This window comes from Rhodanobacter sp. UC4451_H18 (genome assembly GCF_052978225.1).
Map to the genome: position 1 here is coordinate 3,510,677 of NZ_CM129663.1, position 23,188 is coordinate 3,533,864.

A 23,188-nucleotide genomic window follows, 5' to 3' on the forward strand; every position below is an offset into this window, starting at 1 on the left:
TCGCGCGTCAGCCGCCTTGTTGGCAGTGCGCGGCCTGTGCGGCTGTGGCCGGCGCGCCGCGCACCCGGCCGGCATTGGACACCACCACGCTGAGCGCCTGGCTGTCCCGCCCCGGCTCGCAGAACAGCAAGGTCAGGTTGCTGCCGCCGGCACTGCCGTCAGGCTGGAAGCGCACCTCGTGGCGGCCATTGCTGCTGGTGATGCGCAGACCCAGGTCGTAGGCTGCCCCGGTGCGGGCGGGTTGGCCATCGGGCTGGTGATCGCCGTCGAGGTCCTGTCCGAGCAGCCAGCCATGTTCCCAGCGGTTGTCTTCGCTGCATCGGCTGCCATCCGCACTGGGGCAGAACAGCGTGCGTTTGCCGGTGATCGCCGCGGTGCTGCGCGTGTGTCGCAAGGCGGCGATGAAGTCGCTTTGCGCCGCCTGCAGTCGATTGCGGCTCAACACATGGTGCAGCGGCGGCAACGCGATGCCGGTCAGAATGCCGGCGATGGCCAGTACCATGACTTGTTCGATCAGGCTGAAACCGCGGTTCGCTTTCCATGGCGTCGTCGTCATCTCGCATCCTGCGCTGTGCCGGAACCGGCATGCTAGGACGATGGCCCGTGCCAGCCAGCAGCCCGATGCCGCCCGCGGCGTCGGACTCTGCTGACGCGGCATGTCAGCAGGCCGGATTTAAAATGTGCCGTCCCGCCCACATCTGCAGCTGATGACCGACCGCTTCCAACTCGCCGCCCCCTACCAGCCCGCCGGCGACCAGCCGCAGGCGATCCAGCGCCTGGCCGAGGGTTTCGAGGCCGGCCTGGCCGCGCAGACCCTGCTCGGCGTGACCGGCTCGGGCAAGACCTACACCATCGCGAACGTCATCGAGCGCATCCAGCGCCCGACCATCGTGATGGCGCCGAACAAGACGCTGGCCGCGCAGCTGTACGGCGAGTTCAGGGAGTTCTTCCCGCAGAATGCGGTGGAGTACTTCGTCAGCTATTACGACTACTACCAGCCGGAAGCCTATGTGGTGGCGTCGGACACCTTCATCGAGAAGGACGCCTCGATCAATGAGCACATCGAGCAGATGCGGTTGTCGGCGACCAAGGCGCTGCTGTCGCGGCGCGACTCGATCATCGTGGCCACCGTGTCGGCGATCTACGGCCTGGGCAATCCGGAGGACTACCTGTCACTGCGCCTGATCCTGGCCACCGGCGAGCGCATCGACCAGCGCAAGCTGATCCACCAGCTGACCGAGCTGCAGTACACCCGCAACGAAACGGAGCTGCGCCGCGGCACCTATCGCGTGCGCGGCGAGATCGTCGACGTGTTCCCGGCCGAGTCGGAGACGGAGGCGCTGCGCATCGAGCTGTTCGACGGCGAAGTGGAGAAGATGGCGCTGTTCGATCCGCTCACCGGCGAGACGATCCGCAAGGTGCAGCGCTATACCGTCTACCCGCGCACGCACTACGCCAGCACGCGCGAGAGCGTGCTCAACGCGATCGAGACGATCAAGGTCGAACTGAAGGACCGGCTGGAATATCTGTACAGGGAGAACAAGCTGGTCGAGGCGCAGCGACTGGAGCAGCGCACCCGCTTCGACCTGGAGATGATGGCCGAGGTCGGCTACTGCCAGGGCATCGAGAACTACTCGCGCCACCTGACCCGCCGCGCGCCGGGCGAGCCGCCGCCGACCCTGTTCGACTACCTGCCGGCCGACGGCCTGCTGGTGGTGGACGAGTCGCACGTCACCGTGCCGCAGCTGGGCGCGATGTACAAGGGCGACCGCTCGCGCAAGGAGACCCTGGTGGAGTTCGGTTTCCGCCTGCCCTCGGCGATGGACAACCGGCCGCTGCGTTTCGAGGAATGGGAGGAGCGCGTGCCGCGGGCGATCTACGTCTCCGCCACGCCGCGCGATTACGAACTGCACAAATCCGGCGATGCGGTGACCGAGCTGGTGGTGCGCCCGACCGGCCTGGTCGATCCGGAAGTCGAGGTGCGCCCGGTGCGCACCCAGGTCGACGACCTGCTCAGCGAGGTGCACAAGCGCGTGGCGATGGGCGACCGCGTACTGGTCACCACGCTGACCAAGCGCATGGCCGAGAACCTCACCGAGTACCTGTCCGAGCACGACGTGAAGGTGCGTTACCTGCACTCGGACATCGAGACGGTGGAGCGCAGCGAGATCATCCGCGACCTGCGCCTGGGCGAGTTCGACGTGCTGGTCGGCATCAACCTGCTGCGCGAGGGCCTGGACATGCCCGAGGTATCACTGGTGGCGATCCTCGACGCGGACAAGGAGGGCTTCCTGCGTTCCACCGGCTCGCTGATCCAGACCATCGGCCGCGCTGCCCGCAACGTGCGCGGCAAGGCGATCCTGTACGCCGACAACATCACCCGCTCGATGCAGGCGGCGATGGACGAGACCGCCCGCCGCCGCGAGAAGCAGATCGTCTTCAACGAGGTGCACGGCATCACCCCGAAAACCGTGGTGCGGCGCATCGCCGACATCATGGAGGGCGCGCGCAGCGAGGTCGGCAACCGGCGTGGCGGCAAGACGCGCACCCGCGACCGCGCGGTGGCCGAGCAGGGCGCCGATTACGCCGGTCTCGGCGCGGCGCAGGCGGCTGCCCTGCTGAAGAAGCTGGAGGCGCAGATGTACAAGCACGCCCAGAACCTGGAGTTCGAGGACGCCGCCCGGCTGCGCGACCAGATCCACCAGTTGCGCGAGCAGGCCCTGCGCTGAGCCGGGCGGCGGGATATTGTCGGGCGCCGCCGGCTCCCGTATACTGCGCGGCTCGCACGGCCTGGCCGTGGCGACGGGCGGTTAGCTCAGCGGTAGAGCACTACCTTGACATGGTAGGGGTCACAAGTTCGATCCTTGTACCGCCCACCAATTCCATGATCCACCGATCGAGTGGAACCGAGAGGGGAATCCGGCCAGGGTTCCCCTTTTTCGTGGGGCGACGGCGCGCTCGTCGCTGGCCGCGCGGCCATCTGATTCGTTCGCCGAACACGTTCGCGTCCGCTGCGCGTGCCCTCGCCGGCCGCGCGATTCGATGCCCTCTCGCCGCTCCCTCGCGGATCGGCGGAATTCCGTCGATTCAGCTTGCAGCAATCTCTTCACGGATGTAGATTGCCCGGACGGTCGATCGTACTCCGGCTGCCAGCGATCTTCGGGTCCGGGCGCGCCGTGAGGCGACGAGGAGATCGGGCACGCAGCTACGCCAAGTCCAACGCCGAGGTGGGGTGGTCATCGGTTTCGACGTGCGACGGCGGGATGTGGTGCTTCAGTAAAGTCGGATGGTGTGCCGAGACGTTGCATGCGTCGCGGCGCATGTCATGCCGCCACTGCCGAACCGCCGGGGGAACGAAGGGGACGTATGGACTTGCGTGCACAGTCGCCATCGGAATCGTGCCTTGCTCCCGTACGTCGACGCGGTTCGCGCGGGCGCGTTGCCGTGTCGCCCGATCTTTCTGCCGATCGCCAATGCCGCGCGCACGATGTCTCGGTCACGACCGTGCAAGGTCGCCGCCGCGTCTGCGCACCTGCCTTCAATGACTTTTCGTTCCGTTGCCGCCGGGCTGGTCCCGGCCGCGCCGGGGCGGATGAATGCTGCATCTCGAAAACCCAAGCATGCCCACCGGGAGAGTCGCATGGCCAAGCAAAGTAGTCAGAAATTCATCGCGCGCAATCGTGCGCCCCGCGTGCAGATCGAGTACGACGTCGAGGTCTACGGCGCACAGAAGAAGGTGCAGGTACCGTTCGTGATGGGCGTGATGTCGGACCTGTCCGGTGCCAATGCGGGCGAGCTGCCGCCGATCGAGGATCGCAAGGCGCTGGAGATCGACGTCGACAATTTCGACAGCCGCCTGAATTCGATGAAGCCGCGGGTGACCTTCGCGGTGCCGAACACGCTCACCGGCGAAGGCAGCCTGGCGGTGGACATCACCTTCGAGAGCATGGACGACTTCTCGCCGGCGGCGGTCGCCCGCAAGGTGGGCGCCGTGGCGAAACTGCTCGAGGCGCGCACGCAGCTTGCCAACCTGGATACCTACATGGACGGCAAGGCAGGCGCTGAAAACCTGATTGCCCAGGCACTCAAGGACCCGGCGCTGCTGCAGTCGCTGGTTTCGGCGCCCAAGCCCGCCGACGACACCAACAAAGACGGGGAGTAAGCACGCATGGCCACCGAAAAGCTAGCCGAACAGGAAGGCGCCGTACAGACTCTCGACGCCGGCGACTTCGCTGCGTTGCTGAGCAAGGAGTTCAAACCCAAGAGCGACCGCGCCAAGGAAGAGGTCGAATCGGCCGTGCGCACCCTGGCCGAGCAGGTGCTGAACAAGGCCGACATCGTTTCCGACGACGTCGCCCAGACCATCAACGCCTACATCGCCGAGATCGACCGCAAGCTCAGCGAGCAGATCAACCTGATCATGCACCACCCCGATTTCCAGAAGCTGGAAAGCGCGTGGCGCGGCCTGCATCACCTGGTCAACAACACGGAGACGGATCAGCTGCTGAAGATCCGCGTGATGAACATCTCCAAGAAGGAGCTGGGCAAGACCCTGAAACGCTACAAGGGCACGGCCTGGGACCAGAGCCCGATCTTCAAGAAGCTGTATGAGGAAGAGTACGGCCAACTGGGCGGCGAGCCCTATGGCTGCCTGGTCGGCGACTACTACTTCGACCACAGCCCGCCCGACGTCGAGCTGCTTGCCGGCATCGCGCAGGTTGCGGCTGCCGCACACGCGCCGTTCATCTCGGCCGCGGCTTCCACCCTGATGGGCATGGACAGCTGGAACGAGCTTGCCAACCCGCGCGACCTGGCCAAGGTGTTCTCCACGCCGGACTATGCCGCGTGGCGCTCGCTGCGCGAGTCGGACGATGCCAAGTACATCGGCCTGACCATGCCGCGCACCCTGGCCCGCCTGCCGTATGGCGCCAACACCGATCCGGTGGAGGAGTTCAACTTCGAGGAGGACACTGCCGGCGCGGACTCGTCCAAGTACACCTGGCAGAACGCGGCTTACGCGATGGCGGTGAATATCAACCGCTCGTTCAAGGAATATGGCTGGTGCTCGCGCATCCGCGGCATCGAGTCCGGCGGCGCGGTGGAAGGCCTGCCCGCACACACCTTCCCGACCGACGACGGCGGCGTGGACATGAAGTGCCCGACCGAGATCGCGATCACCGATCGCCGCTCGGCCGAGCTGGACAAGATGGGCATGATGCCGCTGGTGCATCGCAAGAACTCGGACATGGCCGCGTTCATCAGTGCCCAGTCGCTGAGCAAGCCGGAGGAGTACGACGATCCGGACGCCACCGCCAACGCGGCACTGGGCGCGCGCTTGCCGTACATGTTCGCCTGCTGCCGCTTCGCGCATTACCTGAAGTGCATCGTGCGCGACAAGATCGGCTCCTTCAAGGATCGTACGGCGATGGAGCGCTGGCTGGCGTCCTGGATCAACCAGTACGTCGACGGCGACCCGGCCAACTCCAGCGAAGAGACCAAGGCCCGCAAACCCTTGTCGGCCGCGGAGGTGGTGGTGGAAGAGGTGGAAGGAGCACCTGGGTATTACACGTCGAAGTTTTTCCTCAAGCCGCATTATCAGTTGGAGGGCCTGACCGTTTCCCTGAGGCTGGTGTCCCGTCTTCCTTCGGCGGCCAAGAGCTGACCCGGAAGTTTCTCGCAGGTTCGTTCCACGGTTTCAACTGGCAGTACCAGTCAATCGCCGAGCAGCTTCCTCCGAGCGAGAACTGTCCGGTTCACCTGATTTCAACAGACAAGGAGAATTCTCATGGCACTAGACATGCACCTGAAGCTGGAGGGCGGCGACGTCACCTTCACCGGCGAATCCAAGCACACCAAGCACAAGGACCAGATCCAGCTGCTGGCCTGGTCCTGGGGGATGTCGCAGAGCGGTTCCTTCGGCCATGGCACCGGCGGCGGCGCGGGCAAGGCCAACGTGCAGGACATCAGCTTCACCAAGTACCTCGACAAGAGCACCACGTCCTTCATCAAGGCGCTGGTCACCGGCGCGCACATCGGCACCGCGACCTTGTTCGTGTCCAAGGCCGGCGGCAAGCAGGAGGACTACTTCACCATCAAGCTGACCAGCGCGATGGTGACCAGCTATTCCACCGGCGGCTCGGGCGGTGAGGACATGCTGACGGAGAACATCTCGATCAGCTTCGCCAAGTTCGACGTCGAGTACTTCGCCCAGAACGACAAGGGCGTGGTGGCTTCGGCCGGCACGGTCGGGTACAGCGTCGAGGAAGTCGCGGCGAGCTGAGCTGGCGCCTGACCAGGCTTCGCCGGCACCTGCTGTCCGGCGGTCCAGGTGCAGGGGACGAATGCAACGGCTTGTCGCACCCCGGACTTCCGGGTGCGACCAGCGGCGTTTGTCCGCCTGCACCCGGGATCGTCCGGTCGGGGTGACGGCGACCTTCCCGCGCCCGCGGCCCCGCTGCCGACGGGGCGCCGGCATCGAGAGACGACATGACACCCGAAAGCAAGCTCAAAGAAGGCCGGCCGGACGAAGCGTTGCAACTGCTCACGGCGGAAGTACGCAACAACCCGGCAGATGCCAAGCGCCGGGTTTTTTTATTCCAGTTGCTGGCGCTGCTCGGACAATGGGAGCGGGCACAGAACCAGCTCAGCGTCTGCGGCGAACTCGACCCGCTCAACGCCATGATGGTCGGTGCCTATTCGGAGGCGCTGAAGGGCGAACTGGTGCGCGCCGACGTCTTCGCCGGCAAACGCATGCCGGTGATCATCGGCGAGCCGGAACCCTGGCTGGCGTGGCTGCTGCAATCGCTCAAGCTCGGCGCCGAAGGCAGGCACGAGCAGGCCGCGACGCTGCGCGAGCAGGCACTGGAACAGGCTCCCGCGGTGGCGGGCAACATCGACGGCGCCGCGTTCGAGTGGATCGCCGATGCCGACCCCCGCATCGGGCCGTGCCTGGAGATCATCGTCAACGGCGGCTACTCCTGGGTACCGTTCTCGCGCCTGCGCGAGCTGAAATTCGAGGCCCCCAGTGACCTGCGCGACAAGATCTGGGTGCCCACCCAGGTGACATGGAGCAATGGCGGCCAGGCCATCGGCTTCATTCCGGGGCGTTACGCCGGCAGCGAACGGTCCGAGGACCAGGACATCGTGCTCGGGCGCAAGACCGACTGGGTGGAGCAGGGCAGCGACCAGATCGGTCTGGGGCAGCGCATGCTGGCCACCGACGTGGCCGACTATCCGCTGCTCGACGCGCGACTGATCACCTTCGACGTCGCCTGAGCCGGAGTGCCGACTTTCCATGGCTGAGCTCACCACCCAGGAACGACTTCAGCCTTCGCTGCTCGATCGCCTGACCGACGACGAGCCGGGCAAGCTGGAGGAAAGCCGCGAGAAGCGCGTGATCTCGGTGTCCCGACTGCGCGAATGCGTCACCCGCGATATCTCCTGGCTGCTGAATTGCGTGAGCCTGGAGGCGAATGTCGAGCTCGAGGAATATCCCGAGGTTTCCCGCTCGGTGCTCAACTTCGGCATCCCCGACCTTACCGGTGCGGCGCTGTCGGGAATCAACGCCGAAGCGCTGCAGCGCCGTGTACGCGATGCCATCGTGGCCTACGAGCCACGGCTGACCGCCAACACCCTGCGCGTCAACGTCAACGCGTTGACCAAGCGCATGGATCGCCAGGCGCTGATTTTCAACATCGAATCGGAAATGTGGGCGCAACCGATTCCGTTGAACCTGTACCTGAAGACCGAAGTCGACCTGGAGACCGGCAACTTCAAGGTGTCGGAGGGCTTCGGCTGATCGCCCATGGACCCGAGACTGCTGCGCTACTACAACCGGGAACTGCAACACGTACGCGAAATGGGCGGCGAGTTTGCCCGCGAGTATCCGAAGATCGCCGGCCGCCTCGGCCTGGAAGGCTTCGAGTGCGCCGACCCCTACGTGGAACGCCTGCTGGAAGGCTTTGCCTTCATGGCCGCGCGCGTGCAGCTCAAACTCGACGCGCAGTATCCGGTGTTCACCCAGCACCTGCTGGAGATGATCTATCCGCATTACCTGGCGCCGGTGCCCTCGATGGCCGTGGTGCAGATGCACCCGGACCTCAAGGAAAGCGGCCTGCTGGCCGGCCACAAGGTGGCCCGGCACACGGCATTGCGCAGCATGATCGGCAAGGACGACCGCACCGCCTGCGAATACCGCACCGCCCACGAGGTCACCCTGTGGCCGCTGGAGCTGGCCGAGGCGAAGTATTTCGAGACCCCCGCCGCGATCGCCGCCGCCGGGGTGGTGCTGCCGGCCGGCAAGATCGTACGCGCCGGCCTGCGCCTGAAGTTCCGCGTCACCGCCGGTGCCCAGGCCAACATGCTGGCGCTGGACCGGCTGCCGATATTCCTTGCCGGCGCCGATGAACTGCCCAAACGCCTGTACGAGCAATTGCTCGGCAATGCGGTCGGCTACCAGGTCCGCGCGCAGGGCGCGTCGGGGGCGATCAACGAGAACCACGACGCCAGCCACATCGAGCGTCGCGGCTACGACGACGACGAGGCGCTGATCCCTTACTCCGGGCGCTCGTTCAGCGGCTACCGGCTGCTGCAGGAGTATTTCGCCTGCCCCGAGCGCTTCCTGTTCGCCGAGTTCACCGGCCTGCGGTCGCTGCTGGCGCGGGCCAAGGGCAACGAGTTCGAGATCGTGGTGTTGTTCGACCGCAGCGTGGCCAGCCTGCACAACGCCGTCGACGTCAGCAACTTCCGGCTGTTCTGCACGCCGGCGATCAACCTGTTCCCGCGGCGTGCCGATCGCATCCACCTGACGCAGGGCACCAGCGAATACCAAATCCTCGCCGATCGCACCCGGCCGATGGATTTCGAAATCCACAGCATCGGCAACGTCGAGGGGTTCGGCGACCGGCAGGAGCCGGAGCAGCGCTTCCTGCCGTTCTACGGCTGCGACGAGCGCACCTGGCACGCACGGCACTCGGCCTACTACACGATCCGCCGCGAGCCGCGGCTGTTGTCCTCCCGGCAGAAGCGCCAGGGTGCGCGCTCCAGCTACATCGGCAACGAGATGTTCATCTCGCTGGTCGACTCCAGCGAGGCTCCGTACTCCACCGAGCTGCGCCAGATCGGCATGCAGCTGATGTGCACCAACCGCGACCTGCCGCTGCAGATGCCGGTCGGCAAGTCGCACACCGACTTCACCCTGGAGACGGGCGCGCCGGTGGAATCGATCCGCTGCGTCGCCGGTCCGACCAAGCCGCGTGCCTCGGTCGCCACCGGCGAGACCGCGTGGCGCCTGCTCAGCCACCTGCAGCTCAACTACGTGTCGCTGCTGGAAAACAACGCGGGCGAAGGCGCCGCGGCACTGCGCGAGATGCTGACCCTGTACTGCGACGAGTTCGACTCCAGCGCACTGCGCCAGATCGAGGGGCTCAAGGCGGTGAGTTCGCAATCCATCGTGCGACGCATCCCGTTGCCCGGGCCGATCACCTTCGGCCGCGGCCTGGAGATCACCCTGACCTGTGACGACGGCGCCTTCGAGGGCACCGGAGCGTTCCTGCTGGGCGCGGTGATGCAGCAGTTCTTTACCCGTTACGTATCGATCAACTCCTTCACTGAAACCGTTCTGCGCACGCTGGAACGCAACGAGGTCGCCCGATGGCCCGCCCGGCTGGGAACACGGCAGACGCTGTAGCGCTGGAGAACGCGCTGCGCGACCATCCCGAGTCCTTCGAGTTCTTCGAAGCGCTCCGGCGGTTGGAGTGCGCATTCCCGGAGCGTCCGCGGCTGGGCCAGTCGACCAAGGTCAGCGACGATTTCGTGCGCCTGGGCCAGACCCCTTCGCTGGCCTTTGCGCCACGCACCGTGGACAGCTACCAGCCCGGTGGCGGCGGCCGCCCGGCGCGCATGCGAGGCCTGTTCTTCGGCCTGTTCGGCCCGAACGGGCCGTTGCCGCTGCACCTGACCGAATACGCGATGGACCGCGAGATCAACGCGCGGGATTCCACCTTCCGCGCGTTCGCCGACATCTTCCACCATCGCATGATGAGCCTGTTCTACCGCAGCTGGGCCGACGCCCAGCCCACGGTGCAGCTGGATCGCCCCGAGGAGGATCGTTTCCAGCTGTACATGGGCGCGCTGGTCGGCCTGGCCACGCCGGATCTGGGCGATCGCGACGCCTTGCCGGACCAGTTCAAGCGGTTCTTCGCCGCACGCCTGCTGCAGCAGGCGCGCAATGCCGAAGGCCTGCAGGGCATGCTGGAGCGCTTCTTCCGCGTGCCGGTGGGCGTCGTCGAGTTCATCGCCGAATGGATGCGCCTGCCGTCAGCCTCGCAGCTGCGCCTGGGCGCCTCGCGCGAGGTTGCAGCACTGGGCCTGACCACGGTCACCGGCGAATACGTGCGCGGCAGCCAGCAGCGTTTCCGCCTGCGCCTGGGGCCGCTCACCCGCGCCCAGTTCAACAACTTCCTGCCCGGCGGCGAAGCGCTGCGGCAACTGGTGGCCGCGGTGAAAACCTACGTCGGCGAGGAAAAAGCCTGGGATGTGCAGTTGGTACTGAAGAAGGCCGATGTCCCGGTGACGCGCCTGGGGCGCGAAGGACGGATGGGCCTGACGACGTGGATGGGCTCGCCCCGGCACGACGACGACGTCGACGAGGTCGTGCTGCAACCGGTGGGATAGCCGCTGGCGGCCGGGTCGACGTGGCAACAGACATGATGGGATTGGCAATCAACTCAGAGGATCAATGACATGGCCGAGATCAGTCGCGGCGCGCTGTTCGGGAAACTCAACAAGCTCGCTTTCCGGTGCATCGAAAGCGCGACCGTGTTCTGCAAGCTGCGCGGCAATCCGTACGTGGAACTGGTGCACTGGATCCACCAGATCCTGCAGTTGCAGGATTCGGACCTGCACCGCATCGTCAAGCAGTTCAACCTCAACCCGTCGAACCTGGCGCGCGACATCACCGATGCGCTGGACCGGCTGCCGCGTGGCTCCTCGTCCATCTCCGATCTGTCCAGCAACGTCGAGGAAGCGGTCGAGCGCGGCTGGGTGTTCGCCACGCTGATGTTCGGCGAGGCGCAGGTGCGCACCGGTTACCTGATCGTCGGCTGCCTGCGCACGCGCAATCTGCGCAACGCGCTGGTCAACATCTCGGCCGAGTTCGACAAGATCAAGCCCGAGGCATTGGTGGAGAAGTTCGCCGAGGTGGTCGGCGGCTCGCCCGAGGACGGGCAGCATGCGAACGACGGTTTCCGCATGGGCGGTGGCAGCGCGCCGGGCGAGGCAAGCGGCGCGATGTCGCCGGCACAGATGGGCAAGCAGGAAGCGCTGGCGCAGTTCACCATCGACCTCACCGCGCAGGCGCGCGACGGCAAGATGGACCCGATCGTCGGTCGCGACGACGAGATCCGCCAGCTGGTCGACATCCTCATGCGCCGTCGCCAGAACAACCCGATGCTGGTCGGCGAAGCCGGCGTGGGCAAGACCGCGGTGATCGAGGGCTTTGCCATGCGCATCGCCATCGGCGACGTGCCGCCGCCGCTGAAGGACGTGCAACTGCGCGTGCTCGACGTCGGCCTGCTGCAGGCCGGCGCCAGCATGAAGGGCGAGTTCGAGAACCGCCTGAAGCAGGTGATCGAGGAGGTGCAGTCGTCCACCAAGCCGATCATCCTGTTCATCGACGAGGCGCACACCCTGGTCGGCGCCGGCGGCGCGGCCGGCACCGGCGACGCGGCGAACCTGCTCAAGCCCGCACTGGCGCGCGGCAACCTGCGCACGATCGGCGCCACCACCTGGGCGGAGTACAAGAAGCACATCGAGAAAGACCCCGCGCTGACCCGCCGCTTCCAGACCGTGCAGATCGACGAACCCAGCGAGGAGAAGGCGATCCTGATGATGCGCGGCGTCGCCAGCGTGATGGAGAAGCACCACAAGGTGCAGATCCTCGACGAGGCGCTGGAGGCGGCAGTGAAGTTGTCGCACCGCTACATTCCCGCGCGCCAGTTGCCGGACAAGTCGGTCAGCCTGCTCGATACCGCCTGCGCCCGCGTGGCGATCAGCCAGCACGCCGTGCCGGCCGAGGTGGACGACACCCGCAAGCGCATCCAGGCGCTGGAGACCGAGCTGGGCATCATCGCCCGCGAGAAGAACGTCGGCGTCAACGTCACCGCCCGCGAAGAAGCCGCCAACGAGAAGCTGGCCACGCAGAAGGCACGACTGGAAACGCTGGAGGCGAACTGGATCAAGGAGAAGGATCTGGTCGAGAAGATCCTCGACATCCGCTCGAAGTTGCGCGGTTCTTCGGCGCCGGTAGAAGGCACCGGCAGTGCGCTGGAAGAGTCGGCCAACCAGGTTGCCGAAGCAAAGGAGGCATCGGCGGGAGAGGCCGCCCTTGCGGGCGACGATCGCGCTGCTGCATTGAAGGAACTGCAGGAGTTGCAGGGCCAACTGGCCGAGCTGCAGGGCGAGCATCCGCTGATCCTGGCCTCGGTCGACCAGCAGGCGGTGGGTTCGGTGGTCTCGGACTGGACCGGCATCCCGGTCGGTCGCATGGTCAAGAGCGAAGTCGAGACCGTGATGAACCTGGCCAAGCTGATGGGCCAGCGCGTCATCGGCCAGGACCACGCGATGGAGATGATCGCCAAGCGCATCCAGACCTCGCGTGCCGGCCTGGTCGACCCGAACAAGCCGATCGGCGTGTTCATGCTCGCCGGCACCTCCGGCGTGGGCAAGACCGAAACCGCGCTCGCGCTGGCCGAGGCGCTGTACGGCGGCGAGCAGAACATCATCACCATCAACATGAGCGAGTTCCAGGAGGCGCACACCGTCTCCACGCTCAAGGGCGCGCCTCCGGGCTATGTCGGTTATGGCGAGGGTGGCGTGCTTACCGAAGCGGTGCGTCGAAAGCCGTATTCGGTAGTGTTGCTGGACGAGGTGGAAAAGGCCCATCCGGACGTCCATGAAATCTTCTTCCAGGTGTTCGACAAGGGCGTGATGGAAGACGGCGAGGGCCGCCAGATCGACTTCAAGAACACCCTGATCCTGCTCACCACCAACGCCGGCACCGACATGATCGCCGGCTTGTGCAAGGACCCGGAGCTGATGCCCGATCACGAGGGCATGGCCAAGGCGCTGCGCGAGCCGCTGCTGAAGATCTTCCCGCCAGCGCTGCTGGGCCGCCTGGTGACGATCCCGTACTACCCGCTGAGCCCGGAGATGCTGGGCAAGATCGTCAAGCTGCAGATCAACCGCATCAAGAAGCGCGTCGAGGCCCGCTACAAGATCCCGTTCGAGTACAGCGAGGACGTGGTGAAGCTGGTGGTCGAGCGCTGCACCGAGACCGAGTCGGGCGGCCGCATGATCGATGCGATCTTGACCAACTCGATGCTGCCGGATATTTCGCGCGCTTTCCTGAGCAAGATGATCGCGGGGGAGGAGATCGCCAAGGTTCAGGTGGACGTGGCGGACGGGGATTTTTCGTACGCGTTTGGGTGATTCATGGGCAGGAAATAACCGGGCCGTTTTTGGCGCTTGTTTCCTTTTTAGGGAGATTTTGTAATGACATGTCCTAAATGTGATAACGATGCATACCCGGCTGAGTTTACGGAGGTTGTTTCGAAGGCCAAAGATAAGCACATTGTAAAAACGTGCAAGAGATGTGGGTATCCAATATTAAGCCAAGAGGCCAGAGTTCGTATTGCTGAGAAACTTATGCTTGTGAGACATCTCGTGCTCAGCGCACCAAATCTAAAGAAAATTGATCTGAAATACATTGGCGAGACATTGGATAAGGAGCGTAGGCCCCTAGAAGAGCTTGCCGAATTAAGAAAGGTATGGGACGAGAAGTGGAGTAAGAATCAGTGGCAGGCCCCAAATTTCTACGACTGGGTGGGGACCATAAAAGCTAGCGCAAGGGTTTTGCAGCTTAATGCTGAGGAGCGTGTGGATTATATTGTCAACATAAAAGACGGGGATCTGAGTGGAGAGTATGTCCAGGCGAAATATTCAGATTATGCCTTTGTTTTGGATGCTGTTGGTAATTTTTATGCGGCTCCCAAGCAAACTTCTGGTGATGTGAGGATCCATCACTCTAGCTTCATGTCTGGATCGCCGGTTCAGTGCGCGGGTGTATTTTTCTGCAATAAGGTCAAGGGCGAGCATACAAAAAGCATCTTTTACGTGAAAGACTATAGTGGTCATTACCAGCCGGGTATTCCTGAGGTTTTGAGATTAAAGCATAGGCTGACCGAGCTTGGTGAGGGCGATATTAATCTTTGGTATTACGGCGGCGGTGTAAGTCCAAAGTACAAAGGTCCAATTAAAGATTTTACTGGGAAGGGAGAGGATTTCAAGGGCTTGTAAGAGTTTATGAAAGCGGGCAGCGAAACGATGAACCGGGATCAAAGTGGAATTTAAGCTCAGGCCGACTCGAATTCCACGTACACCACCATGCCTTATCTGACATGGATCGTTGCGATGAGAACGTACAACGAACTGACGCTGGAAGAGCGAGTGGAATTCCAACGACGGCTGGAGTCGGGTGACAGCCCGAGGGCGATCGGGCGCTCGCTGAGCTGATCGCATGGGCCGCTGTTAACGAATCGGAGCCAAAGTCATGCCATCCACCCCTCTCAGTCGTGCCGAATTCATCGCCATGGGCGAGCTCGCCAAGGCGCGCCGCCAGCTCGTCGTCAACATGTTCGGGGGCACCAAGCTCAAGTTCGGCAGTGCCAGCATGCTGTCGTCGGGCAAGTCGCTGCTGTCGTCCGGCAAGAAGCTGAAGTCGGGCGTCGACAAGCTTGCCAAGGGCGGCAGCACGGCAAGCAAGGTCGCCAGCGTGCCGGGCATGAAGGAGGCGTTCGAGAACTTCATGGTGGAATGCGCCGACGTGGAGAACATCCACGACGTGATCGAGGCGATCGGCGGCGAGGTGCTGCACGAACTGGTGTCGGAGGTGACGCCCTACCTCGGCGTGGTCACCAGCACGGTGAAGCTGGCCAAGGCGGGCAAGGCGGTGGCGCAGGACGGCTACAACCTCTACAAGAGCGACGAATACAAGAATGGCTTCCGCATGGGCGACCCGAGTGCGGCGGCCGAAGCGATCCAGGCGATCATCAAGCGCGACCTGGCCCAGCATTCGGTGAAACTGGGCCAGCAGACGGTGGCGACGGGAGCGAAGATCGGCGGCCTGTTCGCCGACTTCGGCACGGCCACTACCGCGGCGATCGGCGTGGCCAACACGCTGGCCAGCCTGGGCCTCCAGCTGTTCTCGCTGGGCCTGGACATCAAGGACATGCGTGCCGGCAACAAGCGGTTGGCGGCGCCCAACACGCTGGATCTCACGGTGTTCGGCGAGTGCCCGATCCTCGGCTGCTACCTGCTCACCTGCGCCGACACCTCGGCGGTCGCCAACATGTTCGTCGCCGACATCGGCCTGCCGGGCTGGATGGACAAGGTCGAGCTGATGAAGAAGAAGCAGATGGACCCGCTGCTGAAGATCGCCAACAAGAACATCATGGGTTCCCGCCTGCAGCTGGAGGGGCTGAGCAGCAACAAGGGGACGCATGCGAAGAAGGGTTTCTTCGCGGGCATCAAGAGCAAGGCGATGAAGCAGATCGGGTTGAGCTGACTGCCTGCGCGGACACGGCGGTTGCGAGGGGCGCGCGCGGTACCCGTTTGTATCACGCCGGACGATAGCGCTGGCGTGTGTGGCGCCGCGTCCGTGGTGCATTGCTCATCGGTCGGGACAGCCATTTTGCCCATGGGGAATGCCGCGTTCCCTGACGTGCCGTATTGCGATTGATTCTTGTTTACTGTCTAATGATGCGACCGGATCATTTGCCCGGCACCGCGCCGGTTCCGTCTTTCGCGCCCACGCAAGTTGCCGCGGGAAGGGCTGGCGCGCGGAACACGGATCGCCATGAATCAACCCACCTCTTCCGTCGGTAACGCACAACTGCAGCGCGGTACCTTCTGCACGCGCCAGTTGTACCCGTGGCACTGGATCAATTCGGCGCTGGATCTGTTCGGCCTGCTGCGCTTTCGGCGTCATGCCGCGCCACGCCGGCCGGTCGCCGTGACGGACATGGCGGCCTCAGAGTCGCCCGCCACGCGCGATGCGGGCGACATCCGCAGCATCGAGGCTCGGCCCGCGGACGCGGTGTTGCGCGTGGTGTACGCCAGCCAGACCGGTTTTGCCGAACAACTGGCGCGGCAGACCGCGCAGAGCCTGCAACTGGCCGGTCTGCCCACTCGCATGATCGGCATCGGCGATCTGGCACTGGACGACCTGCGCCAGGCCGGCCGCGTGCTGTTCGTGGTCAGCACCACCGGCGATGGCGAGCCACCGGACATGGCACAGATGTTCAGCCGAAAGCTGATGCAACAGCCGGCGTCGCTGGCCGGCCTGCATTACGGCCTGCTGGCCCTGGGCGACAGCGACTACGAGGACTTCTGCGGCTTCGGCCGCCAGCTCCAACGCTGGCTGCAGGCCAGCGGCGCGCAGGCGCTGTTCGATCCGGTTGAGGTGGACAGCGAGGACGACGCCAGCCTGCGCCACTGGCAGCATCACCTGGCCATGCTCGGCGGCGCGCCTGATCTGCCGGACTGGCAGGCGCCGAAATACCAGCGCTGGCAACTGGTCGAGCGCCGCCTGCTCAATCCGGGCAGCGTGGGTGAACCCTGCTTCCATCTGGCGATGAAGCCGCTGGAAGGTCGTGCCGATTGGCAGGCCGGCGACCTGGCCGAGATCGGTCCTTGCCATGCCGCCGAAGCGGTGGCGGCATGGCTGGCGGCGCGGGGGCTGGATGGCCGCGTCGTGGTGCCGTTCGGGCACCGGGAGCGGCTGCCATTGGCGACCTTGCTGGCGCGCTGTCGCCTGCCCGAGCCGGGCGAGGTCGACGGCCTGGACGAGGAAGGCGTCGCCGCGATATTGCAACAGCTGCCGCATCGCGCGTACTCGATCGCCTCGCTGCCGCAGGACGGCGCGCTGCAGTTGATCGTGCGCCGGATGCGTGCGCGTGGTGGCTATCCCGGGTTGGGCTCGGGCTGGCTTACCGAGCACGCGCCGATCGGCGCGGAGATCGCGCTGCGCGTGCGCAGCAACGTCAACTTCCATGCGCCTCGCGATGCGCGCCCGCTGGTGCTGATCGGCAATGGCACGGGCCTGGCCGCCTTGCGCGCCCTGCTCAAGCAGCGCATCGCCGTCGGCCGGACGCGCAACTGGCTGCTGTTCGGCGAGCGTCATCGTGCGCACGACTTCCTCCACCGGGAAGACATCGAGCGCTGGATCGGCGAAGGCGCCATCGAGCGCGCCGATTTTGCCTGGTCGCGCGACCAGGGCGAGCGCATCCATGTGCAGCAGCGTCTGCGCGAAGCCGGCGACGAGCTGCGGCGCTGGGTCGACGAGGGGGCGGCGATCTACGTCTGCGGCAGCCTCGACGGGCTGGCCCCCGGCGTCGATGCGGCGTTGTGCGACGTGCTGGGGGCGGGACAGGTCGCGCAGTTGCGTGAGCAGGGGCGTTATCGCCGCGACGTCTACTGACGTCCGCTCAGGCGTAGGCGCGGTGGCGTTCGCGATGCGGCGGGTAGTAGGCGAACACGTGGCTGTTGCTGCCGTAGAAGTCGATGTTCTCGATGTGTTCGCCGCCGAGCCGCTCGGCCAGCCGGTCGGAGGCCTCGTTGCCGATGCGCACCAGGCTGATCACGCGCGGCGCGCGCAACTGGGTCCAGGCGAAATCCAGCGTCGCATTGCCCGCCTCGGTGGCATAGCCCTGGTGGCGATGCGTCGGCTTGAGCATCCAGCCAAGCTCCAGGTCCGGCCAGCCGTCCGGATACATCAGGCCGGCGCGGCCGACGAACTCGCCGGTCTCCTTCAGCTCCAGCGCCCACATGCCGAAACCCCGCAACTGCCAGTGGCCCAACAGCATCGCCAGCGAGCGCCAGGCGTTGGTGCGGTCCAGCGGTTGGCCGTCGCCCACCCAGCGGGTGCTGTCCGGATCGGCCAGCATCGCGGCGTAGTCGTTGAAGTGTCGTTCGCTCAACGCGGTCAGGCGCAACCGCGGCGTCTCAAGGGTAGGAATCTCAACCATCACCATCAACCATCACGACCCGGATCGAGCAGGGTTCAGCAGTTCGGCCAGGGCGCGGGTACTGCTGACGAGGCTCTCTTGCCAGGACAACCCCGTTATTGTCTCACCCGTGGCCGCATCGACAAAGTCCTCGGCCTGGCCGGGAGGCAGCAGGTGGCGGTAATCCACGGTGATTTCGCTGCCGGCGGGCAGGTCCGCCAAGGCGAACACGAAACCCAGGTGCCACAGTCCGTTCGGCGTGAAGCTGTGGTTGATGAAGCACTCGTCGGGCCATTCCGGCGACAGCGTGTAGCGGTCCTCGAACCAGCGTGCGCTGGCGTGCCACAAGCTGCGCAGCGCGTCGGAGGCCTCGATGTCGGCCTGCCGGTAGGTCTGTTCGATGCCGTCAGGTGCTGTAAGGATGCGGCCCGCGGCCACCGCCTCGTCGAGGAACAGACCCTTGCCGGCACCGGCGATGGCGGAGGCGGCAATGTGGTAACGCGGGAGGATCATGTCGGCGCGGCGGCGGATGCGGCGCGCGAGTGTAGCGCAAGCGGTGCAGGGCGCGCACCGCTTGCGCCCGTCGCCGCCGGGATTACTCGCTGGCGGCCGCCTTGCCGCGTCGCGGCTTGGGTACGGCGGCGGTGTCGCTGCCGGCGGCGCCGTCGTCGGCGAACAGGATCGCGCTGCGGTTGCGTTCGATCGTGGCCTTGCCGATGCCCTTGACATGTTTCAGATCGTCGGCCTTCTTGAACGGGCCGTGCGCCTCGCGCCAGGCCACGATGGCCTCGGCGCGGGTCGCGCCGATCCCGTCGAGCGATTTGGCGATGACCTTGGCATCGGCCTTGTTGATGTTGACCGGCGTGGCGGCGAACAGCAGCCCCGGGGCGGCGAGGCCCAGCGCGAGGGTGATGGCGGCGAGCTTGTGGAACATGGTCTTTCCTCCGTGAAATGGCGGGTTGGCGGGTGGATCGCGGCGGTCGACGCCGCGCCCTCACCATGCGCGCCACCGCATGGCCGCGCAGCCGGACCCCGGGTTGCCCCGACGTGCGGCTTGCGCCCCCGCTCGTGTGGGCGACGGCCGCCCGCGACGTCGGTGCCGCCGCGGGTGCGCTGCTACAATGAGCGATTGTTCGCCACGTTGGAGTTGCCCATGGATACCAGCCGCCTGTCCCGTTTCGTCAGCGATTTGTGGGATGCGGAGATCGTGCCGCAACTGGTCGAATACATCCGCATTCCCAACAAGTCGCCGATGTTCGACAAGGACTGGGTGGCGCACGGCTACATGGATGCGGCCGTGAAGCTGATGGAAACCTGGGCGCGCTCCAAGCTCAGCCAGTTGCCGGGTGCCTCGCTGGAAGTGGTGCGGCTGGAAGGGCGCACGCCGCTCATCTACATCGAAGTTCCCGGCCAGGGCGACGACACCGTCATGCTGTACGGCCACCTGGACAAGCAGCCGGAGATGACAGGCTGGGCTGATGGTCTCGGTCCGTGGACGCCGGTGCTCAAGGGCGACAAGCTGTACGGCCGTGGCGGCGCCGACGACGGCTATGCGATTTTCGGCTCGCTGGCCGCGCTGCTGGCGCTGCATGAGCAGGGCATCCCGCATGCGCGCTGCGTGGTGATGATCGAGGCCTGCGAGGAATCGGGCAGCTACGACCTGCCGTTTTACGTCGATCACCTCGCCGAGCGCATCGGCAGCCCGTCGCTGGTGGTGTGCCTGGATTCGGGCTGCGGCAACTACGACCAGCTGTGGCTGACCACGTCCCTGCGCGGCATGACCGGCGGCAACCTCACCGTGCAGGTGCTGGAAGAGGGCGTGCATTCGGGCGATGCGTCCGGCGTGGTGCCGTCGAGCTTCCGCATCCTGCGCGAGCTGCTGTCGCGGCTGGAGGACCCGGCCACCGGCACGATCAAGCCGAAGGAGCTGTACGTCGACATTCCGCAGCAGCGCATCGACCAGGCCAAACTGTCGGCCGAGGTGCTGGGCGAGGACATCTACAGCAAGTTCCCGTGGGCCGAGGGCATGCAGCCGGTCACCAAGAACCTTGCCGAGCTGGTGCTCAACCGCACCTGGCGCCCGCAGCTGGCGGTGACCGGCATCGGCGGCATTCCGCCGCTGGAAAGCGCCGGCAACGTGCTGCGCCCGTTCACCGCGGTGAAGCTGAGCCTGCGCGTGCCGCCCACGCTCAACGGCGCCAAGGCCGGCGAGTTCGTCAAGCAGTTGCTGGAGAAGGACCCGCCGTACGGCGCCAAGGTCACGTTCACCCTGGAAAAGGACGGCTCGGGCTGGAACGCGCCCGCACTGTCGCCGTGGCTGGAGCAGGCGGTCAGCGATGCCTCGCAGCACTACTTCGGCGCGCCGGCCACCTACATGGGCGAAGGCGGCAGCATCCCGTTCATGGGCATGCTGGGCGAGAAATTCCCCAAGGCGCAGTTCCTGATCACCGGCGTGCTCGGTCCGCATTCCAACGCGCACGGCCCGAACGAGTTCCTGCACATCCCCACCGGCAAGAAGGTCAGCATGGTGGTGGCCGAGGTGGTGGCGAAGCACTTCGCGCAAGGCTGAGGGCGAGGAGTGAGTAGTGAGTAGTGAGGAGTGAGAGATAGCCGCATCGCACGCGTCCGCTCATCTCTCACTCCTCATTTCTCACTCCTTTTTCTCCCGCGGAGTCCGCAAGATGACCACCCATTCCCACCTCGCCGCCAACTGGTCCGATATCCGGCGCCGGGTGGACGAGGCCTGCCGGGCCGCCGGCCGCGACCCGGCCGAGGTATCCATCCTGCCGGTCAGCAAGACCTTCGGTCCGGAGCTGATCCGCGAGGGCGTGGCGCTGGGCATGCGCCGCTTCGGCGAGAACAAGGTGCAGGAGATCCGCGACAAGGCACCGCTGCTGGTCGACTGCGGCATCGCCTGGGTGATGATCGGCCACCTGCAGACCAACAAGGCAAAAGACGTGGCGCGGCTGGCCAGCGAAGTGCAGTCGCTGGATCGCCTGGAACTGGCCGAGGCGCTGGATCGCCGCCTGCAGCACGAGGGTCGGGCGATCGACGTGCTGGTGCAGGTGAAGACCTCCACCGAGCCCAGCAAATACGGACTGCCGCCTGAACAGCTGCCCGGCTTCCTCGACACCCTGCGCGGCTACGCCACCTTGCGCGTACGCGGCCTGATGACCCTGGCGATCCACTCCACCGATCCGGTCGAGGTGCGCGGCTGCTTTCGTCGGTTGCGCGAGCTGCGCGACCAGGCGGTTTTGCAAGGGCATGATTTGCCAAAACTTTCCATGGGCATGAGCGGTGATTTTCCGCTCGCCATCGCCGAGGGAGCGACCGAGGTGCGGATCGGCACCGCGATCTTCGGCCGGCGACCCTATCCGGACTCGCACTACTGGCCCGAGTCGTCAGATGGCAAGTAAATCCTTTTATTATCAGTAACTTGTGTAAAATGTGCGGTGCGTCCCGAAATACCGAAACGGCAGGGTTCACTTAACCTCAATCCAACATACGAGGGGCCCTGGCTTGGTATTTTCACGGCTCAGTCACGTCGTTGCCGCTTTGCGGTGATGGCCAACTCCGTGAATATCCGGGATTTTCCTGCATGCCAACCCAGCGATTGATCGTGCTTGCTGCGCTTGTGCCTGCGCTGCTGTTTTCCGGAACCCTTCGCGCCGCCAATCTCGACACTGCCTTCAGCGCATCGGCTTCCGTTAGCGTGGCCGCGCCGCTGCTGCAGCCGCTCCCCAGCTTCAGCCCGGCCGTTCGCCTGAGCCAGTCGGTACTGCCCGACAACGCCAGCGACCTGCTGCCCCAGGCGGCGGACACGCAGGCGGCTGCGGCCGAGCCGGCGATCACGACTGCCCGGACTCCGGAAGCCCGCGTCGCCACGCAGAACATCACCGACCTGCGCAAGGCATTGCTGGCCGCGGCGATGGGTCTGCGCGACATCCGCTACGTGCGCGGCGGCCGCAATCCGGCCACCGGTTTCGATTGCAGCGGCTTCGTGCGCTACGTGTTCTCGCACGCGATCGGCCTGCAGTTGCCGAGCACCTCCGCCAGCCAGTTCCTGGCCGGGGTCAAGATCAATCGCGCCGACATCAAGCCGGGCGACCTGGTGTTCTTCCGCACCCATGGCCGTCACCGCATCTCGCATGTGGGCATCTACATTTCCGGCGGACGTTTCATCCATTCGCCGAGCGCCGGCAAGTCGGTGGAAATCTCCAGCCTGGACGACGGTTACTGGGCCAAGCGTTTCGCCGGTGCCAAGCGGCCGGAGGCGATGGCGCTGGCTGCCAACAACAAGGGTTGAGTACCTGCACAGGTGCGTTCTGCAGCCGCCGCAAGGCGGCTTTTTTATGGCCGGCGCCATGGGCCGATCGGACCCCCGCGACATCACCTGCATGGCGGCCGGGCGCGCGCGCCGTTACGCTTGGGGTCGAGCCCCTTTCCCCGGAACCGCCTGATGCCTCTTGATCTGCCGCCGGTCACGCGCAACCTGCTGATCGCCAACATCGTCGTCTACCTGCTGCAACAGTTCTTCGGCGAGGTCTTCCTGCAGTATTTCGCGCTGTGGCCGTGGGGGGCCGACCAGGTGTTCCAGACCACGCAGGGCCTGGCCTCGATCGGCTTTCGCCCGTGGCAGCTGGTGACCTACGCCTTCATGCACGGCGGCCTGACCCACATCGCGTTCAACATGTTCGCGCTGTTCATGTTCGGCGGCACCATCGAGCGCACCTTCGGCGCGCGCAATTTCATCATTTACTACTTTGTCTGTGCAGTCGTGGCGGCGGTGGCCCAGCTGATCGTGGTGCACTGGTTCACCCATGGCTTCTATCCCACGCTGGGCGCGTCTGGCGCGATTTTCGGCCTGTTGCTGGCCTTCGGCATGCTGTATCCGCACGAGAAGATGATGCTGATCTTCCTGCCAGTGCCGATCCCCGCATGGATCTTCGTGATCGGCTATGCGGCGGTGGAGCTGGTGCTGGGCGTGACCGGCACCCAGGCCGGCGTGGCCCATTTCGCCCATCTCGGCGGCATGGTCGGCGGCATCGTGCTGATCCAGTACTGGCGTGGCAAGCTGCCGATCAAGCCGCAGCGGCGGCTGATGCTGTAGATCCGGGAATCGGGGA

At 65.2% G+C, this 23,188-nt stretch carries 20 protein-coding genes and 1 tRNA gene; 17 read left to right on the top strand and 4 right to left on the bottom strand.

Annotated features, from left to right (window positions below):
- Positions 1-7 precede the first annotated feature (7 nt).
- Positions 8-556, bottom strand: coding sequence for a GspH/FimT family pseudopilin (locus ACVCMG_RS15745; protein ID WP_447114517.1), 549 nt, complete (start codon positions 554-556; stop codon positions 8-10).
- Positions 557-707: 151 nt separating this feature from the next.
- On the opposite strand from ACVCMG_RS15745, the gene uvrB reads away from it, so the two are divergent.
- The 13 genes from uvrB to ACVCMG_RS15810 all read left to right on the top strand — a co-directional run bounded on the left by uvrB (position 708) and on the right by ACVCMG_RS15810 (position 17,536).
- The gene (gene uvrB, locus ACVCMG_RS15750) at positions 708-2,729 is read left to right on the top strand and encodes an excinuclease ABC subunit UvrB (RefSeq protein WP_447114518.1); all 2,022 of its coding nucleotides are present in this window, start codon (positions 708-710) and stop codon (positions 2,727-2,729) included.
- A gap of 75 nt (positions 2,730-2,804) precedes the next feature.
- Positions 2,805-2,879: transfer RNA gene (locus ACVCMG_RS15755), tRNA-Val, on the top strand.
- 761 nt (positions 2,880-3,640) lie between these two features.
- Positions 3,641-4,162, top strand: coding sequence for a type VI secretion system contractile sheath small subunit (tssB, locus tag ACVCMG_RS15760; RefSeq protein ID WP_324899045.1), 522 nt, complete (start codon positions 3,641-3,643; stop codon positions 4,160-4,162).
- 6 nt (positions 4,163-4,168) lie between these two features.
- Entirely contained in the window at positions 4,169-5,662 is a 1,494-nt protein-coding gene (gene tssC, locus ACVCMG_RS15765; RefSeq protein ID WP_447099985.1) for a type VI secretion system contractile sheath large subunit, read from the top strand.
- A gap of 123 nt (positions 5,663-5,785) precedes the next feature.
- Positions 5,786-6,280: an Hcp family type VI secretion system effector gene (locus ACVCMG_RS15770; RefSeq protein WP_324899050.1), complete on the top strand. Its 495-nt coding sequence runs from the start codon at positions 5,786-5,788 to the stop codon at positions 6,278-6,280.
- Between the two features lie 206 nt (positions 6,281-6,486).
- Positions 6,487-7,275 carry a type VI secretion system accessory protein TagJ gene (locus tag ACVCMG_RS15775; protein WP_324899053.1) on the top strand — a complete coding sequence of 263 codons (789 nt, stop codon included), beginning with the start codon at positions 6,487-6,489 and terminating at the stop codon, positions 7,273-7,275.
- Positions 7,276-7,294: 19 nt separating this feature from the next.
- On the top strand, positions 7,295-7,798 hold the full coding sequence (tssE, locus tag ACVCMG_RS15780) for a type VI secretion system baseplate subunit TssE (protein ID WP_324899055.1): 504 nt from the start codon (positions 7,295-7,297) through the stop codon (positions 7,796-7,798).
- A gap of 6 nt (positions 7,799-7,804) precedes the next feature.
- Complete coding sequence (gene tssF, locus ACVCMG_RS15785) at positions 7,805-9,688, top strand: type VI secretion system baseplate subunit TssF (RefSeq protein ID WP_447114519.1); 1,884 nt, start codon at positions 7,805-7,807, stop codon at positions 9,686-9,688.
- Positions 9,652-10,674, top strand: a complete 1,023-nt coding sequence (gene tssG / locus ACVCMG_RS15790) for a type VI secretion system baseplate subunit TssG (protein WP_324899059.1) — start codon at positions 9,652-9,654, stop codon at positions 10,672-10,674. The genes tssF and tssG overlap by 37 nt, the downstream gene beginning before the upstream one ends.
- A 69-nt stretch (positions 10,675-10,743) precedes the next feature.
- Positions 10,744-13,488, top strand: a complete 2,745-nt coding sequence (tssH, locus tag ACVCMG_RS15795) for a type VI secretion system ATPase TssH (protein WP_447114520.1) — start codon at positions 10,744-10,746, stop codon at positions 13,486-13,488.
- A 63-nt stretch (positions 13,489-13,551) separates the two neighbouring features.
- Positions 13,552-14,355: a hypothetical protein gene (locus ACVCMG_RS15800; protein ID WP_447114521.1), complete on the top strand. Its 804-nt coding sequence runs from the start codon at positions 13,552-13,554 to the stop codon at positions 14,353-14,355.
- Between the two features lie 253 nt (positions 14,356-14,608).
- Positions 14,609-15,622 carry a hypothetical protein gene (locus ACVCMG_RS15805; protein WP_395119621.1) on the top strand — a complete coding sequence of 338 codons (1,014 nt, stop codon included), beginning with the start codon at positions 14,609-14,611 and terminating at the stop codon, positions 15,620-15,622.
- A gap of 291 nt (positions 15,623-15,913) precedes the next feature.
- Positions 15,914-17,536 carry a sulfite reductase subunit alpha gene (locus tag ACVCMG_RS15810; protein ID WP_447114522.1) on the top strand — a complete coding sequence of 541 codons (1,623 nt, stop codon included), beginning with the start codon at positions 15,914-15,916 and terminating at the stop codon, positions 17,534-17,536.
- Between the two features lie 7 nt (positions 17,537-17,543).
- Here ACVCMG_RS15810 and ACVCMG_RS15815 read toward each other — a convergent pair whose 3' ends face one another.
- From ACVCMG_RS15815 to ACVCMG_RS15825, 3 genes are all read right to left on the bottom strand, one after another.
- On the bottom strand, positions 17,544-18,083 hold the full coding sequence (locus ACVCMG_RS15815; protein WP_447098411.1) for a GNAT family N-acetyltransferase: 540 nt from the start codon (positions 18,081-18,083) through the stop codon (positions 17,544-17,546).
- Positions 18,084-18,095: 12 nt separating this feature from the next.
- Positions 18,096-18,575, bottom strand: coding sequence for an SET domain-containing protein-lysine N-methyltransferase (locus tag ACVCMG_RS15820; protein WP_447114523.1), 480 nt, complete (start codon positions 18,573-18,575; stop codon positions 18,096-18,098).
- 82 nt (positions 18,576-18,657) lie between these two features.
- Entirely contained in the window at positions 18,658-18,996 is a 339-nt protein-coding gene (locus ACVCMG_RS15825; protein WP_447098413.1) for a ComEA family DNA-binding protein, read from the bottom strand.
- 219 nt (positions 18,997-19,215) lie between these two features.
- Here ACVCMG_RS15825 and ACVCMG_RS15830 point away from each other — a divergent pair, with 219 nt between their 5' ends.
- The 4 genes from ACVCMG_RS15830 to ACVCMG_RS15845 all read left to right on the top strand — a co-directional run bounded on the left by ACVCMG_RS15830 (position 19,216) and on the right by ACVCMG_RS15845 (position 23,172).
- Positions 19,216-20,631, top strand: a complete 1,416-nt coding sequence (locus ACVCMG_RS15830; protein WP_447098414.1) for a M20 family metallopeptidase — start codon at positions 19,216-19,218, stop codon at positions 20,629-20,631.
- A gap of 112 nt (positions 20,632-20,743) precedes the next feature.
- Positions 20,744-21,478, top strand: a complete 735-nt coding sequence (locus ACVCMG_RS15835) for a YggS family pyridoxal phosphate-dependent enzyme (protein WP_447114524.1) — start codon at positions 20,744-20,746, stop codon at positions 21,476-21,478.
- A gap of 182 nt (positions 21,479-21,660) precedes the next feature.
- A complete protein-coding gene (locus tag ACVCMG_RS15840; RefSeq protein ID WP_395119614.1) occupies positions 21,661-22,368 on the top strand; it encodes a C40 family peptidase in 708 nt (235 codons plus the stop codon).
- Positions 22,369-22,521: 153 nt separating this feature from the next.
- Positions 22,522-23,172: a rhomboid family intramembrane serine protease gene (locus ACVCMG_RS15845; protein ID WP_447099990.1), complete on the top strand. Its 651-nt coding sequence runs from the start codon at positions 22,522-22,524 to the stop codon at positions 23,170-23,172.
- Positions 23,173-23,188 lie beyond the last annotated feature (16 nt).